Annotated in this window: 14 protein-coding genes, 5 tRNA genes and 1 pseudogene; 5 read left to right on the top strand and 15 right to left on the bottom strand. The window is 69.0% G+C overall.

The window, feature by feature from the left end; all coding sequences use genetic code 11:
• Nucleotides 1–48 precede the first annotated feature (48 nt).
• Nucleotides 49–1059, bottom strand: coding sequence for an NAD(P)H-dependent glycerol-3-phosphate dehydrogenase (locus tag ABZY11_RS36710; RefSeq protein WP_356483318.1), 1011 nt, complete (start codon nucleotides 1057–1059; stop codon nucleotides 49–51).
• Nucleotides 1056–1808: a lysophospholipid acyltransferase family protein gene (locus ABZY11_RS36705; protein ID WP_356483317.1), complete on the bottom strand. Its 753-nt coding sequence runs from the start codon at nucleotides 1806–1808 to the stop codon at nucleotides 1056–1058. The genes ABZY11_RS36710 and ABZY11_RS36705 overlap by 4 nt, the downstream gene beginning before the upstream one ends.
• 149 nt (nucleotides 1809–1957) lie before the next feature.
• Between ABZY11_RS36705 and cofC the strand changes: the two genes are divergently transcribed.
• Nucleotides 1958–2734 carry a 2-phospho-L-lactate guanylyltransferase gene (gene cofC / locus ABZY11_RS36700; protein WP_356483316.1) on the top strand — a complete coding sequence of 259 codons (777 nt, stop codon included), beginning with the start codon at nucleotides 1958–1960 and terminating at the stop codon, nucleotides 2732–2734.
• Between the two features lie 10 nt (nucleotides 2735–2744).
• Nucleotides 2745–2948, top strand: coding sequence for a hypothetical protein (locus tag ABZY11_RS36695; RefSeq protein WP_356483315.1), 204 nt, complete (start codon nucleotides 2745–2747; stop codon nucleotides 2946–2948).
• A gap of 119 nt (nucleotides 2949–3067) precedes the next feature.
• Here ABZY11_RS36695 and ABZY11_RS36690 read toward each other — a convergent pair whose 3' ends face one another.
• The 4 genes from ABZY11_RS36690 to leuC form a co-directional block, all read right to left on the bottom strand.
• Nucleotides 3068–3733 (bottom strand): HU family DNA-binding protein, encoded by a 666-nt coding sequence (locus tag ABZY11_RS36690; RefSeq protein ID WP_356483314.1) that lies wholly within the window; start codon nucleotides 3731–3733, stop codon nucleotides 3068–3070.
• A gap of 143 nt (nucleotides 3734–3876) precedes the next feature.
• Nucleotides 3877–4104, bottom strand: coding sequence for a hypothetical protein (locus ABZY11_RS36685; RefSeq protein ID WP_356483313.1), 228 nt, complete (start codon nucleotides 4102–4104; stop codon nucleotides 3877–3879).
• Between the two features lie 104 nt (nucleotides 4105–4208).
• A complete protein-coding gene (gene leuD, locus ABZY11_RS36680) occupies nucleotides 4209–4802 on the bottom strand; it encodes a 3-isopropylmalate dehydratase small subunit (protein WP_353793565.1) in 594 nt (197 codons plus the stop codon).
• Between the two features lie 5 nt (nucleotides 4803–4807).
• Nucleotides 4808–6232 carry a 3-isopropylmalate dehydratase large subunit gene (gene leuC, locus ABZY11_RS36675; RefSeq protein WP_356483312.1) on the bottom strand — a complete coding sequence of 475 codons (1425 nt, stop codon included), beginning with the start codon at nucleotides 6230–6232 and terminating at the stop codon, nucleotides 4808–4810.
• 174 nt (nucleotides 6233–6406) lie between these two features.
• Here leuC and ndgR point away from each other — a divergent pair, with 174 nt between their 5' ends.
• Together ndgR and ABZY11_RS36665 are read left to right on the top strand one after the other, a co-directional pair.
• On the top strand, nucleotides 6407–7123 hold the full coding sequence (gene ndgR / locus ABZY11_RS36670; protein WP_014048551.1) for an IclR family transcriptional regulator NdgR: 717 nt from the start codon (nucleotides 6407–6409) through the stop codon (nucleotides 7121–7123).
• Nucleotides 7124–7283: 160 nt separating this feature from the next.
• Nucleotides 7284–7460 (top strand): annotated as a pseudogene (locus ABZY11_RS36665) (transcriptional regulator); the annotation flags it as partial.
• A gap of 85 nt (nucleotides 7461–7545) precedes the next feature.
• Here the strand turns inward: ABZY11_RS36665 and ABZY11_RS36660 are convergent.
• The 9 genes from ABZY11_RS36660 to ABZY11_RS36620 all read right to left on the bottom strand — a co-directional run bounded on the left by ABZY11_RS36660 (nucleotide 7546) and on the right by ABZY11_RS36620 (nucleotide 11555).
• A tRNA-Glu gene (locus tag ABZY11_RS36660) sits at nucleotides 7546–7618 on the bottom strand.
• A gap of 26 nt (nucleotides 7619–7644) precedes the next feature.
• Nucleotides 7645–7716: transfer RNA gene (locus ABZY11_RS36655), tRNA-Gln, on the bottom strand.
• A gap of 12 nt (nucleotides 7717–7728) precedes the next feature.
• Nucleotides 7729–7801, bottom strand: a tRNA-Glu gene (locus ABZY11_RS36650).
• A 60-nt stretch (nucleotides 7802–7861) separates the two neighbouring features.
• Nucleotides 7862–7934 (bottom strand) — tRNA-Glu (locus ABZY11_RS36645).
• A 26-nt stretch (nucleotides 7935–7960) separates the two neighbouring features.
• Nucleotides 7961–8032, bottom strand: a tRNA-Gln gene (locus ABZY11_RS36640).
• Nucleotides 8033–8119: 87 nt separating this feature from the next.
• Nucleotides 8120–8839 (bottom strand): HAD family hydrolase, encoded by a 720-nt coding sequence (locus tag ABZY11_RS36635; protein ID WP_356483311.1) that lies wholly within the window; start codon nucleotides 8837–8839, stop codon nucleotides 8120–8122.
• A 131-nt stretch (nucleotides 8840–8970) separates the two neighbouring features.
• Nucleotides 8971–10446 (bottom strand): glutamate--tRNA ligase, encoded by a 1476-nt coding sequence (gltX, locus tag ABZY11_RS36630; protein WP_356483310.1) that lies wholly within the window; start codon nucleotides 10444–10446, stop codon nucleotides 8971–8973.
• Nucleotides 10439–11215 (bottom strand): fumarylacetoacetate hydrolase family protein, encoded by a 777-nt coding sequence (locus tag ABZY11_RS36625; protein ID WP_356483309.1) that lies wholly within the window; start codon nucleotides 11213–11215, stop codon nucleotides 10439–10441. The genes gltX and ABZY11_RS36625 overlap by 8 nt, the downstream gene beginning before the upstream one ends.
• Before the next feature lie 151 nt (nucleotides 11216–11366).
• Nucleotides 11367–11555, bottom strand: a complete 189-nt coding sequence (locus ABZY11_RS36620) for a hypothetical protein (protein WP_356483308.1) — start codon at nucleotides 11553–11555, stop codon at nucleotides 11367–11369.
• 582 nt (nucleotides 11556–12137) lie between these two features.
• Here ABZY11_RS36620 and ABZY11_RS36615 point away from each other — a divergent pair.
• Nucleotides 12138–14399 (top strand): nitrate- and nitrite sensing domain-containing protein (locus tag ABZY11_RS36615; RefSeq protein WP_356483307.1); only part of this gene is annotated, 2262 nt, incomplete at its 3' end.

Here is a 14399-nt window from a genome sequence, read left to right as displayed (position 1 = left end):
CGGAGCGGTGAACGTTCCCGTTCACCGCTCCGGCGGCCCCGGCCGCCTTCAGCGCCGCTCGGGCTTCGCGCTGCGCGACATCAGCTCGCCCAGCGCGACCATCGGCGGCTTGCCCTCGTGGACGATGCCGACGACCGTCTCGGTGATGGGCATGTCGACGCCGTGCCTGCGCGCCAGATCGAGCACCGATTCACAGGACTTGACTCCCTCGGCGGTCTGCTTGGTGACGGCGATGGTCTCCTGGAGCGTCATGCCGCGGCCGAGGTTGGTGCCGAAGGTGTGGTTGCGCGAGAGCGGCGAGGAGCAGGTCGCCACCAGGTCGCCCAGGCCCGCGAGTCCGGAGAAGGTCAGCGGATCGGCGCCCATGGCCAGGCCGAGGCGGGTCGTCTCGGCAAGGCCCCGGGTGATGAGCGAACCCTTGGCGTTGTCGCCGAGGCCCATACCGTCGGCGATGCCGACCGCCAGGCCGATGACGTTCTTGACCGCGCCGCCGAGCTCGCAGCCGACCACATCGGTGTTGGTGTACGGGCGGAAGTACGAGGTGTGGCAGGCGGCCTGGAGGCGCTGGGCCACGGACTCGTCCTGGCAGGCGACGACGGCCGCCGCGGGCCGGCGTTCGGCGATCTCCTTGGCCAGGTTGGGGCCGGTGATGACGGCGACCCGGTCCGCGGAGACCTTGGTGACGTCCTCGATGACCTCGCTCATCCGCTTCGCGGTGCCGAGTTCGACGCCCTTCATCATCGAGACGAGAACGGTGTCGGAACCGAGGTGCGGGGTCCATTCGGCGAGGTTGGCGCGCAGTGTCTGCGAAGGCACCACGAGTACCGCGAAGTCGGCGCCGTGCAGCGCCTCGGCGGCGTCGGTGGTGGCCCGGACCGATGCGGGGAGCTCGATTCCCGGCAGGTAGTACGGGTTGGTACGGGTCGCGTTGACGGCCTCGGCGACCTCGGCGCGACGGCCCCAGAGGGTGACCTCGCAGCCGGCGTCGGCGAGGACCATGCCGAAGGCCGTACCCCATGAGCCCGTTCCGAAGACGGCCGCCTTTGCGGGGTGCGTCACTTGGGTCCCTTTCCTTCGGCCTTGCGCCGCTGCTCCGCACGGGCCTTGCGGTGGTCGTAGGGCTGTGCGGGGGCCTGCTCGCCCCGCACGATCTCCAGTTGCGCGGTCACCGCGGCCATGATGGCCTCGGTCGCCTCGCGCAGCACATCGGGCGTCGGCTCCTTGTCGTAGAACCGGGAAAGGTCCACCGGCGGTCCGGCCTGCACCTGAAGGGTCTTGCGGGGGAACAGCCGGAGCTTGTTCTCCTTGGCGTAGGGCGGCATCGCGAAGTTGGCGCCCCACTGCGCGACGGGGATGACCGGGGCCCTGGTCATCAACGCGACGCGGGCGGCACCGGTCTTGCCGGCCATCGGCCACATGTCGGGGTCGCGGGTGAGCGTGCCCTCCGGGTAGAAGGCGACGCATTCGCCGCGCTCGATGGCGTCGACGGCCGCCCGGAAGGCATCCAGCGCGTTGGTCGTCTCGCGGTACACCGGGATCTGTCCGGTACCGCGCAGCATCATTCCGACAAAGGGGGTCTTGAACAGGCCCGCCTTGGCGAGCAGCCGCGGCACCCGTCCGGTGTTGTACTGGAAATGACCATAGGAAAGCGGGTCCAGATAGGAGTTGTGATTGACCGCGGTGATAAATCCACCGTCGGCCGGAATGTGTTCCATCCCCCGCCAGTCACGCTTGAACAGAACCACCAGTGGCGGTTTTGCGATGACCGCCGCCAGGCGGTACCAGAAGCCGATTCTGCGGCGGGACACTCGGACACCTTCCTCTAAGGACCTGAACTCTGCCTGGCTACCGACGGTCAAGTCTCGCCCCAGGCCCCTGCTCTGTCGAGAACACCGTACGCCCCGCTTTCGGGACCGACCCTCCAGGTTCTCGCACCGGCAGGCGAGAATAAGCGGCGATGCGCACCGAAGTGGAGATCGCCACGAACACCGACCCGACCGGTCCTTGGTCCCTGGTCGTCCCGTTGAAGCCCCTGGCGCTGGCCAAGAGCAGGCTGACGCCCGCCACGGGGGCCGAACTGCGCCCCCGGCTCGCCCTCGCCTTCGCCCGGGACACCGTGGCCGCCGCCCTGTCCTGCCCGGCGGTACTGGATGTGGTGGTCGTCACGGACGACCCGGAGGCCGGGGCGGCCCTCGCGGCCATCGGGGCGCGCGTCGTCCCCGACGAACCCGACCGCGGGCTCAACGCCGCGCTGGCACACGGCGAGCGGGCGGTACGGGCCGGGCGGCCCCGGGCCGCGGTCGCCGCGCTCAACGCGGATCTTCCCGCGCTCCGCCCCGGAGAACTGGCCCGGGTGCTCGAATATGCCGCCGAATTCCCCCGCGCATTTGTTACCGATGCGGCAGGAATCGGTACGACATTTCTGTCGGCCGCACCGGGAGTGGAATTGCGCCCGGCTTTCGGCGGCCCTTCCCGGGCCCGGCATCTGGACTCCGGCGCGGTGGAAATCGAACTGACCGGCATCGATTCGGTCCGCCAGGACGTGGACACCGGCGACGATCTGCGGGCGGCGCTGACGCTGGGCGTCGGCGCGCACACGGCGGGACACTGGGCCACGGGAACCTCCCCGGGGGCCACCGAAGCCTCCGGGCGGACCCTCGACGCCCAGGACCCGTCCGGCCCCGAGCCGCCGGGCAGGCTCCAGCCCTCATCGGCCCCCGCACGGGACCGATAGGCTGCCGTCCATGCAGGCGACCTCGTACACCTTCGACCCCGAGACCCGCACCGGCAGTGTGCTGCTCGACGACGGCACCCCGGTGGAGTTCGACGCCCGGGCCTTCGACGCGGGCGGTCTGCGGCTGCTGCGTCCGGGGCAACGAGTACGGATCGAGGGCAGCGGCGAGGGTGCACAGCTGCGGATCACCCTGGTGACCCTCCAGACGTTCTGAACGGGCGCGGCAGACGTTTCCGAACGGCCGCCGCGCGGAGCGCCCACAACAGCCCGCGGGCCGGGCTCCCCGAGGGGAGCCCGGCCCGGCGCGTGTGAGTAGCCCTGCGCTGCTCGGTCTCACTTCTTCCGTGCAGTGGCCTTCTTCGCCGTGGTCTTGCGCGCGGTGGTCTTCTTCGCGGGCGCCTTCTTCGCCACGGCCTTCTTGGCGGGCGCGGTCTTGCCGACGGCGGCCTTCTTGGCGGCCGTCGTCTTCTTCGCCGCCGCGGCGGTGGTCTTCTTGGCGGTGGTCTTCTTGGCCGCCGCGGTGGTCTTCTTCGCGGCGGTCTTCTTGGCCGCCGCGGTCTTCGCCGCGGCCGTGGTCTTCTTGGCGGTGACCTTCTTCGCCACGGCCTTCTTGGCGGCGGCCTTCTTGGCCGCGGCCTTGGTCGTCGCACGGGTGGAAGGACCGCCCGACAAGCTGCCCTTGGGCGCCTTCTTCACGGCCACTTCGCCGCCCTTGGGGAGCTTCTTCGAGCCGCTCACCAGGTCCTTGAAGCCCTGTCCCGCGCGGAAGCGGGGCACCGAGGTCTTCTTGACCCGCACGCGCTCACCCGTCTGCGGGTTGCGGGCGTAACGGGCGGGGCGGTCGACCTTCTCGAACGAGCCGAAGCCGGTGACCGAAACACGGTCCCCCGCGACAACCGCACGGACAATCGCGTCGAGTACCGCGTCGACGGCGTCGGCGGCCTGCTGACGGCCTCCGACCTTGTCGGCAATCGCTTCTACGAGCTGCGCCTTGTTCACGTCTTCCCCTTCGGAGACATTGCCAGAACGAAAGTGTTCAAGCGTTTTCGCACGTTAGGCAGATATATACCGCAAATCAAACACGAAACGGGCTAATCACCCTAGTGCCGCAACGAAGTCGACCGCTGCACAGTTCCGCAGAGTCAGTCACCTTCGGGGAATCGGCCCTCATCGAGGTCCTTCATCAACCGGTCCAGACGCCTTGCCGCATCCGGGAGATCGTGCTTAGCCGCGGCCGTGATGACCAACAGCTTCCGGGACAGCGCCATCCTTACGCCCTCCGGGACTTGCAGTGAGCGCACTCTTGTGTGCGCTTCCTTCAATCGGTCGGCGACTTGGCCGTAAAGCTTGAGTTGGCTGTCGCGTTCCATGCACCGATTGTGCCATCTGGGGCGAGTTGTCGCCCGACGGGGTCTCAACAAGCGACTGCGCCCCCTACCAGATGGCAAGGGGCGCAGTCCTGGAAACGCGCTGCTCAGGCGTTAATTGTACGCGGCTTGAAGGTCGGCCTTGCCACCTCATAAGTCGCGATGTCCGCTTCGTTCTGAAGGGTGAGACTGATGTCGTCCAGCCCGTTGAGCAGTCGCCAACGGGCGTTCTCGTCGAGCTCGAAGTCGGCGGTGATGCCCTCGGCACGGACCTGGCGGGCCTCCAGGTCGACGGTGATCTCGGCCGTGGGGTCGGCCTCGGTCAGCTCCCAGAGCGCGTCGACGACCTTCTGGTCGAGCACCACGGTCAACAGCCCGTTCTTCAACGAGTTGCCGCGGAAGATGTCGGCGAACCGGGAGGAGATGACGGTCTTGAAACCGTAGTTCTGCAGCGCCCACACGGCGTGTTCGCGGGACGATCCGGTGCCGAAGTCGGGGCCGGCCACCAGGACCGTGGCGCCCTTGCGCTCCGGGCGGTTGAGGACGAAGTTCTCGTCCTTGCGCCAGGCCTCGAAGAGTCCGTCCTCGAAGCCGTCCCGGGTGACCTTCTTCAGCCAGTGGGCGGGGATGATCTGGTCGGTGTCGACGTTGCTGCGGCGCAGCGGGACGGCCCGGCCGGTGTGTGCGGTGAAAGCTTCCATGATTCTCAGACTCCGGCGGGCGTACGGGCGTCGGACAGGTCGGCGGGCGAGGCCAGGTGGCCCAGCACGGCGGTGGCGGCGGCGACCTGCGGGGAGACCAGGTGCGTACGGCCGCCCTTGCCCTGCCGGCCCTCGAAGTTGCGGTTGGAGGTGGAGGCGGAGCGCTCGCCGGGGGCCAGCTGGTCGGGGTTCATGCCGAGACACATCGAGCAGCCCGCGTGCCGCCATTCGGCGCCCGCGGCGGTGAAGACCTTGTCCAGGCCCTCCTCGACGGCCTGCAGGGCGACCCGGACGGAGCCCGGGACGACCAGCATCCGTACGCCGTCGGCGACTTTGCGGCCGTCCAGGATCGCGGCCGCGTTGCGCAGGTCCTCGATCCGGCCGTTGGTGCAGGAGCCTACGAAGACGGTGTCCACGTTGATCTCGCGCAGCGGCTGGCCGGCGGTCAACCCCATGTATTCCAGGGCCTTTTCGGCGGCGTTGCGCTCCGAGGCGTCCTCGTACGAAGCAGGGTCGGGGACGTTGGCCGACAGGGGGGCGCCCTGGCCGGGGTTGGTGCCCCAGGTGACGAACGGGGCCAGTTCGGCCGCGTCGATGACGACCTCGGCGTCGAAGACCGCGTCGTCGTCGGTGCGCAGCGTCTTCCAGTACGCGACGGCGGCGTCCCAGTCCTCGCCCTGCGGGGCGTGGTCGCGGCCCTTCAGGTAGTCGAAGGTGGTCTCGTCCGGGGCGATCATGCCTGCCCGCGCACCGGCCTCGATCGACATGTTGCAGATGGTCATCCGGGCTTCCATCGAGAGCTTCTCGATGGCCGAGCCGCGGTATTCCAGGATGTAGCCCTGGCCGCCGCCGGTGCCGATCCGGGCGATGATCGCGAGGATCAGGTCCTTGGCCGTGACACCGTCGGGCAGTTCGCCGTCGATGGTGATCGCCATGGTCCTCGGGCGGGCCATCGGCAGCGTCTGGGTGGCCAGGACGTGCTCGACCTGGCTGGTGCCGATGCCGAACGCCAGCGCGCCGAAGGCGCCGTGCGTGGACGTGTGGGAGTCGCCGCAGACCACGGTGGTGCCGGGCTGGGTCAGCCCCAGCTGCGGGCCGACCACGTGCACGACGCCCTGCTCGACGTCGCCCAGGGGGTGCAGCCGTACGCCGAACTCAGCGCAGTTCTTGCGCAGGGTCTCCAACTGGGCGCGGGAGACCGGGTCGGCGATCGGCTTGTCGATGTCGAGGGTCGGGGTGTTGTGATCCTCGGTGGCGATGGTGAGGTCGAGACGCCGCACCCGGCGTCCGGCCTGCCGGAGGCCGTCGAAGGCCTGGGGGCTGGTCACCTCGTGCAGCAGGTGCAGATCGATGAAGAGGAGGTCGGGCTCACCTTCGGCGCGCCGGACGACATGGTCGTCCCAGACCTTCTCCGCGAGTGTCCTACCCATCGCTTTCCCTCCGGCCGGCGTCTTCGCCGGCCCAACTAGAGATTCGGTGCGCCGCCGTCCGGACCCCCGTGCGGGGCGGTGGCTACGGGCCGTTGTGTGGCCGCCCCTACAGGTTCGCAACTTCCGCCGAATATTGAACTTGCGTTTCACAGAGTGAGACGGGAGTATCGTCGTATGGACAACTCTAGCGGCGTCGGCGTTCTCGACAAGGCGGCTCTGGTATTGAGCGCCCTGGAGTCCGGTCCGGCCACCCTCGCCGGGCTGGTCGCGGCGACCGGGCTCGCACGACCCACGGCCCATCGACTGGCCGTGGCACTGGAACACCACCGCATGGTGGCGAGGGACATGCAGGGCCGTTTCATTCTCGGCCCCAGGCTGGCGGAGCTCGCCGCGGCGGCGGGCGAGGACCGCCTGCTGGCCACGGCGGGACCGGTGCTCACCCACCTCCGGGACATCACCGGTGAGAGCGCGCAGCTCTACCGCAGGCAGGGCGACATGCGGATCTGCGTGGCGGCGGCGGAGCGGCTCTCCGGCCTGCGGGACACCGTGCCGGTCGGCTCCACGCTGACCATGAAGGCCGGTTCGTCGGCCCAGATCCTGATGGCCTGGGAGGAGCCGGAGCGCCTGCACCGCGGCCTCCAGGGCGCCCGCTTCACGGCGACCGCGCTCTCGGGCGTACGGCGCAGGGGCTGGGCCCAGTCGATCGGCGAGCGCGAGCCGGGTGTGGCCTCGGTCTCGGCACCGGTGCGCGGCCCCTCGAACCGGGTGGTCGCCGCCGTCTCGGTCTCCGGACCGATCGAGCGGCTGACCAGGCACCCCGGCCGGATGCACGCCCAGGCGGTCATCGACTCGGCGGCGAGGCTCAGCGAGGCCCTGCGCCGCACCGGCTGACGTACCCGGCACACCCCCGGTCGCCCCAGCGTCGTGGCGGCCCCCTACCAGTAGCTCACTTCCAGCAGCTCACTTCGCGGACGAGCGGTGCGCGAAACGGTCGGCTCCCCGACGGCCGCGCGCCTCCAGCGGCAGCACGCCGGTCGCCCAGGCCGGCCCGCAGGCCCGCCTGATGCATCAAGTCGCCGTCCAGGAGCTGGACATGATGGAGACACACCCCACGGAGTCGGAGCAGGTGGAGATGGCGGTCGCGTCGGCCGTGCTCTACGAGCCACTGCTGATGTCCCTGCGCCGGATGGCCCAGGAGGAGGAGTCGGCCCGGCGTTACGGTCTCTGAACGGGCCCGCGGCCCGAACGAACCTCGCGGGCCAGCAGAAAGGCCCTTCACCGGGGGTGAAGGGCCTTTATCTGTCCTGCTGTTGTACCCCCGACCGGATTCGAACCGGCGCTACTGCCGTGAGAGGGCAGCGTGCTAGGCCGCTACACAACGGGGGCTTGATACTGCTTGTTGCATTTCTGCGCTGGGCTACCAGGACTCGAACCTAGAATGACGGTACCAGAAACCGTAGTGTTGCCAATTACACCATAGCCCATGGTGTTACAAGTACCCCCGACCGGATTCGAACCGGCGCTACTGCCGTGAGAGGGCAGCGTGCTAGGCCGCTACACAACGGGGGCCCTAGCGATCCTGCATCGAGAGCGTGGGTGCGACCCAGATGATCTCGCGGGAAGGATCTGTACCCCCGACCGGATTCGAACCGGCGCTACTGCCGTGAGAGGGCAGCGTGCTAGGCCGCTACACAACGGGGGCTTGATACTGCTTGTTGCATTTCTGCGCTGGGCTACCAGGACTCGAACCTAGAATGACGGTACCAGAAACCGTAGTGTTGCCAATTACACCATAGCCCACCAAAACTCAACCCCTGTGGGGGTTTTTGTTCGGCTCGCGCTTCCTGTTCGGATCTTTCGTTCCGCTCGGGCGGCGCAGGAAGAACATTACCCGAAGGTGTCCGGCGCTCCAAAACGGGTATTGCCAGCCAGCAGTCCGGGCAGCTGATCGAGCCCGCTGATGCGGACGAGCTCGGGCCGTCCGCCGCGCCCGCCGCGGTCCAGCCAGATCCCCGTCAACCCGGCGGCGACCGCCCCACCGGCGTCTATGTCCGGCTCGTCCCCCACGTACGCGACCTCCCGCGGCTCCAGCGCCAGCGCGTCACAGGCGGCGTGGAAGGCACCGGCCTCGGGCTTGGAGACACCCAGCTCCACGGCGCACACCACGGCCTCGAAGCGGTCCCGCACACCGAGCGTGCGCAGCTTGCGGTCCTGGTTGTGGATGCTGGAGTTCGACAGGACCGCGTGCCGGAACCCGTCCGCCAGCAGATCCAGCACCGGCAGCACATCGGGGAAGAGCGCCCAGGCGGCCTCGTAGTGGGCCGCGTGCCGGCCGAACCAGCTGTCGGCCTCCTCGTCGTCCAGCGCCCGCGAGACGAACTCCCTGACCCGGTCCCGGCGCTGCCCGTGGAAGTCCGTCTCCCCGGCGGCGAACCGCGCCCAGTGCGCATCGGTGATCGCCCGCCACGCGACGAGGGCCTGCTCGACGGTTCCGTATCCGTCGGGCAGGCCCTCCTGTTCGAGATGCCTGCGCATGCCGACGCGGTCGGCGCCCGTGTAGTCGAAGATCGTGTCGTCGATGTCCCAGAGGACCGCGCGGATCGTCATGGGCCCAGCGTAGGTTCCGGCGCCACGGGTGCGCGGGGTTTCGCATGCCATCGCGCCCAGTGGCCGGGAAACGGCAAAGGGGGCGGCCCGGGAGTGAACCGGTGGCCGCCCCCTCGGGCGTGGGCCGGGCGTTACGCGGCTGCCAGCTTCGCCAGGGCCGCGTCGATGCGGGCGATCGTCTTCTCGCGGCCCAGGATCTCCAGGGACTCGAAGAGCGGCAGGCCGATCGTGCGGCCGGTGACCGCGACGCGGACCGGGGCCTGGGCCTTGCCGAGCTTCAGGCCGTGCTCCTCACCCGCGGTGAGGATCGCGTTCTTCAGGGCGTCCGCGTTCCACTCGGCGCCGGCCAGCTTGGCGCGGGCCGTGACGAGCAGGGCGTCGGAACCCTCCTTCATCGCCTTGGTCCAGGACGCCTCGTCCGTCGCCGGCTCGTCGAGGAAGAGGAAGTCGACGTTGGCCGTGATGTCGGACAGGACCGTGACGCGGGTCTGGGCGTGCGGGGCGATCGCCGCGAACTGGTCCGCGTCGAAGGCCTCCGGGGCCCACGGGGCGAACGGGGCCTTCAGCCAGGGGCCGCAGGCCTCGGTGAACGCCTTCACGTCCATCTTGCGGATGTGCTCGGCGTTGATGTGCTCGCACTTCTTCAGGTCGAAGCGCGCCGGGTTGGCGTTGACATCCTTGATGTCGAACGCGGCCACCATCTCCTCGATGGAGAAGATGTCGCGGTCCTCGGCGATCGACCAGCCCAGCAGGGAGAGGTAGTTGAGCAGCCCCTCGGGCAGGAAGCCGCGCTCGCGGTAGAGGTTGAGCGAGGCCTGCGGGTCGCGCTTGGAGAGCTTCTTGTTGCCCTCGCCCATGACGTACGGCAGGTGGCCGAAGGCCGGGGTGTCCTTGGCGATGCCGAGCTCGATGAGCGCCTTGTAGAGGGCGAGCTGACGCGGGGTGGAGGAGAGCAGGTCCTCGCCGCGCAGGACGTGGGTGATCTCCATCAGCGCGTCGTCGACCGGGTTGACCAGCGTGTAGAGCGGGGCACCGTTGGCGCGGACGATGCCGTAGTCCGGCACGTTCTCCGGCTGGAAGGTCAGCTCGCCGCGGACCAGGTCGGTGAAGGTGAGCGCCTCGTCGGGCATCCGGAAGCGGACGATGGCCGTCCGGCCCTCGGCCTCGTACGCGGCGATCTGCTCGGCGCCCAGGTCGCGGCAGTGGCCGTCGTAGCCGGACGGCTTGCCGGCGGCGCGGGCGGCGTCGCGGCGGGTGTCGAGCTCCTCGGTGGTGCAGTAGCAGTGGTACGCGTACCCGCCGGCGAGAAGCCTGTCGGCGACGTCCTTGTAGATGTCCATGCGCTGCGACTGGCGGTACGGGGCGTGCGGGCCGCCGACCTCGGGGCCCTCGTCCCAGTCGAAGCCGAGCCAGCGCATGGACTCCAGGAGCTGGTTGTAGGAGTCCTCGGAGTCACGGGCGGCGTCCGTGTCCTCGATGCGGAAGACCAGGGTGCCGCCGTGGTGCCGGGCGAAGGCCCAGTTGAACAGGGCGGTGCGGACCAGGCCCACATGGGGGTTGCCGGTCGGCGAGGGACAGAAACGTACACGGACTGGTGCGTTAACCACGCTTGATCACCTTGTTGGTGAGAGTGCCGATGCCTTCGATGGTGACGGCGACCTCGTCGCCGACATGGAGGGGTCCGACCCCTGCGGGAGTGCCGGTGAGGATCACATCGCCCGGGAGCAGCGTCATGGCTTCCGTGATGTGGACGACCAGATCCTCGATCGAGCGGATCATGTCGCTCGTACGGCCCAGTTGGCGTTGCTCGCCGTTGACCGTGGCCTGGATGGTCAGGTCATGGGGATCGAGGTCGGTCTCCACCCAGGGGCCGAGCGGGCATGAGGTGTCGAAGCCCTTGGCCCGGGCCCACTGCTTCTCGCGCTTCTGGGCGTCGCGGGCGGTGACGTCATTGGCGCAGGTGTAGCCGAAGATGACGTCCTTCACGCGCTCGCGCGGCACTTCCCGGCACATGCGGCCGATGACCACGGCCAGTTCGGCCTCGTGGTGGAGTTCGTTGGAGAAGGAGGGGTACTCGATGGCGTCGCCGGAGCCGATCACCGAGGTGGTGGGCTTGAAGAAGGCAACGGGGACGTCCGGTACCTCGTTGCCCAGCTCCTTGGCGTGCTCCGCGTAGTTGCGGCCGATGGCCACGATTTTGTTGGGGAGCACGGGCGGCAGGAGGCGGACCTTGCTCAGCGGGACCTTGGTGCCGGAGAGCTCGAACTCGGCGTACGGGATGCCCTTGATGATGTCGAGGACGAGACCATCGGGCCCCTCGCCCTCGACGGCGCCGAAGGCGACATTGCCGTCGATGGAGAACCTGGCGATGCGCACGGGATGCTGTCGCCCCTCACTTGCTGGCTGAAGACTGACACTCCAGGCTAACGCGTCGCCCGTCGGGGATTGCCCCAATTGTGGGGCGGCCCGGCGGGGCAGGGCGTGGCGGGGACGGCCTCGACAGCCTCTGAGGGGGACGGCGCCCGCGTCACTCCGCCACGGCGGCGGCGACCGGGGCTTCCATGAGGATGGTGCGCCGGGGGTTGGCCGTCTGGGTGGGCAGGTCCACGGCGTGCTCCGGCTGCTCCGGCGTCCGCGGTCCGTCGGCGTCATTGAGGTGCGCCAGCGTGGTGCGCCGGGGGTTGGCAATGTTGCGGAACATCATCGTCGTCTTCATCTGCCGTTCGGACCCTGTCGGTTGCGGGGCGCCGCCCGGAGGGGCGCCGGTTGTCGGATTTGCCATCCCTGTAAAGCGTCAGGCTAAACATCCAATTCCCTCCGGAAGCCCGGAAGAGACGACGATCATCATGTGAGTTTGCTCACGACCGCGCCGACAATTCCCCCATTTCAGGCGGTCGATCACGTTGACAGAAACGGACATTACGTCACTGAATCAACCATTCCGCTCCTGATCATGTCGACTGGGACACCCTTCACGCTTCGCCGGTTCACCCGTAATCATCCGGTTTATCCATGATCACGCTCCACGGCTTGTTACTCAGTCATCACAACGCGTCACCCAGGTCACAGCCCGGCACGGGGCCCTTGTTGGAGATCCGGCACTGTGCTGGAATTCCACGCACCGCCGCGGGTTTTCAAGCCGGCGCGCAGGGGGCGCAACGGAGCGCCGAGTGGCGGCGGAAAGGGGAAGGACGCCGGTCACTCACGACCACCATGGGGCGGGTACAACGCCCCACGACGCCGACACCGTCCTATCGCTTCGCGCGGCAGGACGCCTGGTCCAGAGGTTGCGACGCTAGTGCAGGGACGTTTCAAGAGGGATGGCAGCGCTGCGGCGGAGCAGGAGCCGCACGGCGGGACCGACCGCGGTTCCTCGGCCCAGCACGCCCAGAACCCCGGGCCTGCCGCGGCCGGTGACAGCGGCGACCGCACTCAGCGCCCCGGTGCCACGGCGAACGGCGGCACCGATCCGATCTCGTCGCCGAAGTCCCGGGGCCCCGTCAGCACCGGCTCGCGAGTCGCTCTTCGCAACTGGCGCATCAGTACGCGTCTGGTCTCCCTGCTCGCCCTTCCCGTGGTCGCCGCCACCACCCTGGGTGGACTGCGGATCAACGAGTCCATGAACGACATCCAGCAGCTGGATCACATGCAGCTGCTGACCAAGATGACCAAGCAGGCGACGTCGCTCGCCCAGGCGCTCCAGGAGGAGCGCGACCGCTCGGCCGGTCCGCTGGCCAACGGGGTGAAGCCCGACGACTTCAAGGTCACCGAGCCCCGCAAGAAGACCGACCGGGCGAAGACGGCCTTCCTCGACGCGACGACCTCGATCGGCGACCCCTCCGGCGACGAGGCCCTGGAGGGCATCTACTCCAGCGTCACCCAGATCGCGAGCCAGCTGGCCGAGATCCGCGACATCCGCAAGACGGCGTACGCCAAGGACACCCCGAGTCTCCAGACCGTCGACCAGTACAGCCAGCTGATCACCTCGCTGCTGAGCCTCTCGCAGGACATGGCACAGGCGACCAGCAACTCCGAGATGATCAAGCGGACCCGGGCGCTGGCGGCCTTCTCCTCCGCCAAGGAGTACGCCTCGGTCCAGCGCGCGATCATCGCCGCGGCCCTGCCCGGCGGCAACGACAAGCAGCCGCACCTCGACGAGAACGACAAGCAGTTCGGCCGCGCCGCGCTGCGCAAGGAGGGCTCGGCCCTCCGCTCCTTCAAGGCCGTGTACACGGCCACCGGCAACAACGCCGACGAGCTGACCGCCACGCTCGACGAGGGCAACCCGGAGATCAAGGCCGCCAACACCTACGCGAAGAAGGTGCTGGACAGCCCCTCGGGCATGACCGGCACCGCGCGCCGTTCCTACCTGGACTGGTACGACCAGAGCTCCACCAAGATCCAGGCGATGAAGACCATCGAGGAGACCCTCCTCAGCGACATGGAGGGCAAGGCCCGCGAGCTCCGCGACGAGTCGAAGCGCGAAGCGATCATCAGCGGTGCGCTCATCCTGCTGGTGCTCGGCGTCTCGCTGGTCGGTGCCTTTGTCGTCGCCCGGTCGATGATCCGTTCGCTGCGGCGGCTGCAGGACACGGCCACGCGCGTGGCCCAGGACCGGCTGCCCGAGCTCGTCAAGCAGCTCTCCGAGGCCGACCCGCAGGACGTGGACACCTCGGTCGAGTCGGTCGGTGTGCACTCCCGGGACGAGATCGGCAAGGTGGCCGCGGCCTTCGACGACGTGCACCGCGAGGCCGTCCGTCTCGCCGCCGAGCAGGCCCTGCTCCGGGGCAACGTCAACGCGATGTTCACCAACCTCTCGCGCCGCAGCCAGGGCCTCATCCAGCGTCAGCTCTCGCTCATCTCCGAACTGGAGTCGCGCGAGGCCGACCCGGACCAGCTCTCCTCGCTCTTCAAGCTCGACCACCTCGCGACCCGTATGCGCCGTAACGGCGAGAACCTCCTCGTCCTCGCGGGCGAGGAGCCGGGCCGCCGGTGGACCCGTCCCGTCCCGCTGGTCGACGTGCTCCGTGCCGCCGCCTCCGAGGTGGAGCAGTACGAGCGCATCGAACTGGCCGCGGTGCCCGCCACCGAGGTCGCGGGCCGCGTGGTCAACGACCTCGTGCACCTGCTCGCCGAGCTGCTGGAGAACGCCACGTCGTTCTCCTCGCCGCAGACGAAGGTCCGGGTCACCGGTCACGCGCTGCCCGACGGACGGGTGCTGGTCGAGATCCACGACACCGGCATCGGCCTCTCCCCCGAGGACCTCGCCGCGATCAACGAGCGGCTCGCCTCGCCGCCCACCGTGGACGTCTCGGTCTCCCGCCGCATGGGTCTGTTCGTGGTCGGCCGGCTGTCCCTGCGTCACGGCATCCGCATCCAGCTGCGGCCCTCCGACTCCGGCGGCACGACCGCGCTGGTCATGCTGCCCGTCGATGTCGCGCACGGCGGCAAGCAGCCGGTTCCCAAGCAGGCACCCGGACAGCCGTCCGGCGCCCCCGGCGGTCTGCTCGCCGGTGGCGGCGCGCCGGGTGCGGGCAACGGCTCCCGTCCCGGCCCCGGC

The sequence above is a fragment of the Streptomyces sp. NPDC006510 genome (assembly GCF_040611955.1).
In the GTDB taxonomy this organism is placed as follows: Bacteria; Actinomycetota; Actinomycetes; order Streptomycetales; family Streptomycetaceae; genus Streptomyces.
The sequence above is the reverse complement of the archived record's forward strand: the minus strand, read 5'-3'. Positions and strand labels throughout refer to the sequence as shown.

What these genes read in the sequence shown, in the direction of transcription:
- ABZY11_RS36685 (WP_356483313.1), bottom strand. Translation starts at nt 4,104, where the DNA reads ATGGAACGCGACAGCCAACTCAAGCTTTACGGCCAAGTCGCCGACCGA.
- ABZY11_RS36695 (WP_356483315.1), top strand. Translation starts at nt 2,745, where the DNA reads ATGCAGGCGACCTCGTACACCTTCGACCCCGAGACCCGCACCGGCAGT.
- leuD (WP_353793565.1), bottom strand. Translation starts at nt 4,802, where the DNA reads ATGGAAGCTTTCACCGCACACACCGGCCGGGCCGTCCCGCTGCGCCGC.
- ABZY11_RS36620 (WP_356483308.1), bottom strand. Translation starts at nt 11,555, where the DNA reads ATGAAGACGACGATGATGTTCCGCAACATTGCCAACCCCCGGCGCACC.
- leuC (WP_356483312.1), bottom strand. Translation starts at nt 6,232, where the DNA reads ATGGGTAGGACACTCGCGGAGAAGGTCTGGGACGACCATGTCGTCCGG.
- ABZY11_RS36635 (WP_356483311.1), bottom strand. Translation starts at nt 8,839, where the DNA reads ATGACGATCCGCGCGGTCCTCTGGGACATCGACGACACGATCTTCGAC.
- ndgR (WP_014048551.1), top strand. Translation starts at nt 6,407, where the DNA reads ATGGACAACTCTAGCGGCGTCGGCGTTCTCGACAAGGCGGCTCTGGTA.
- cofC (WP_356483316.1), top strand. Translation starts at nt 1,958, where the DNA reads ATGCGCACCGAAGTGGAGATCGCCACGAACACCGACCCGACCGGTCCT.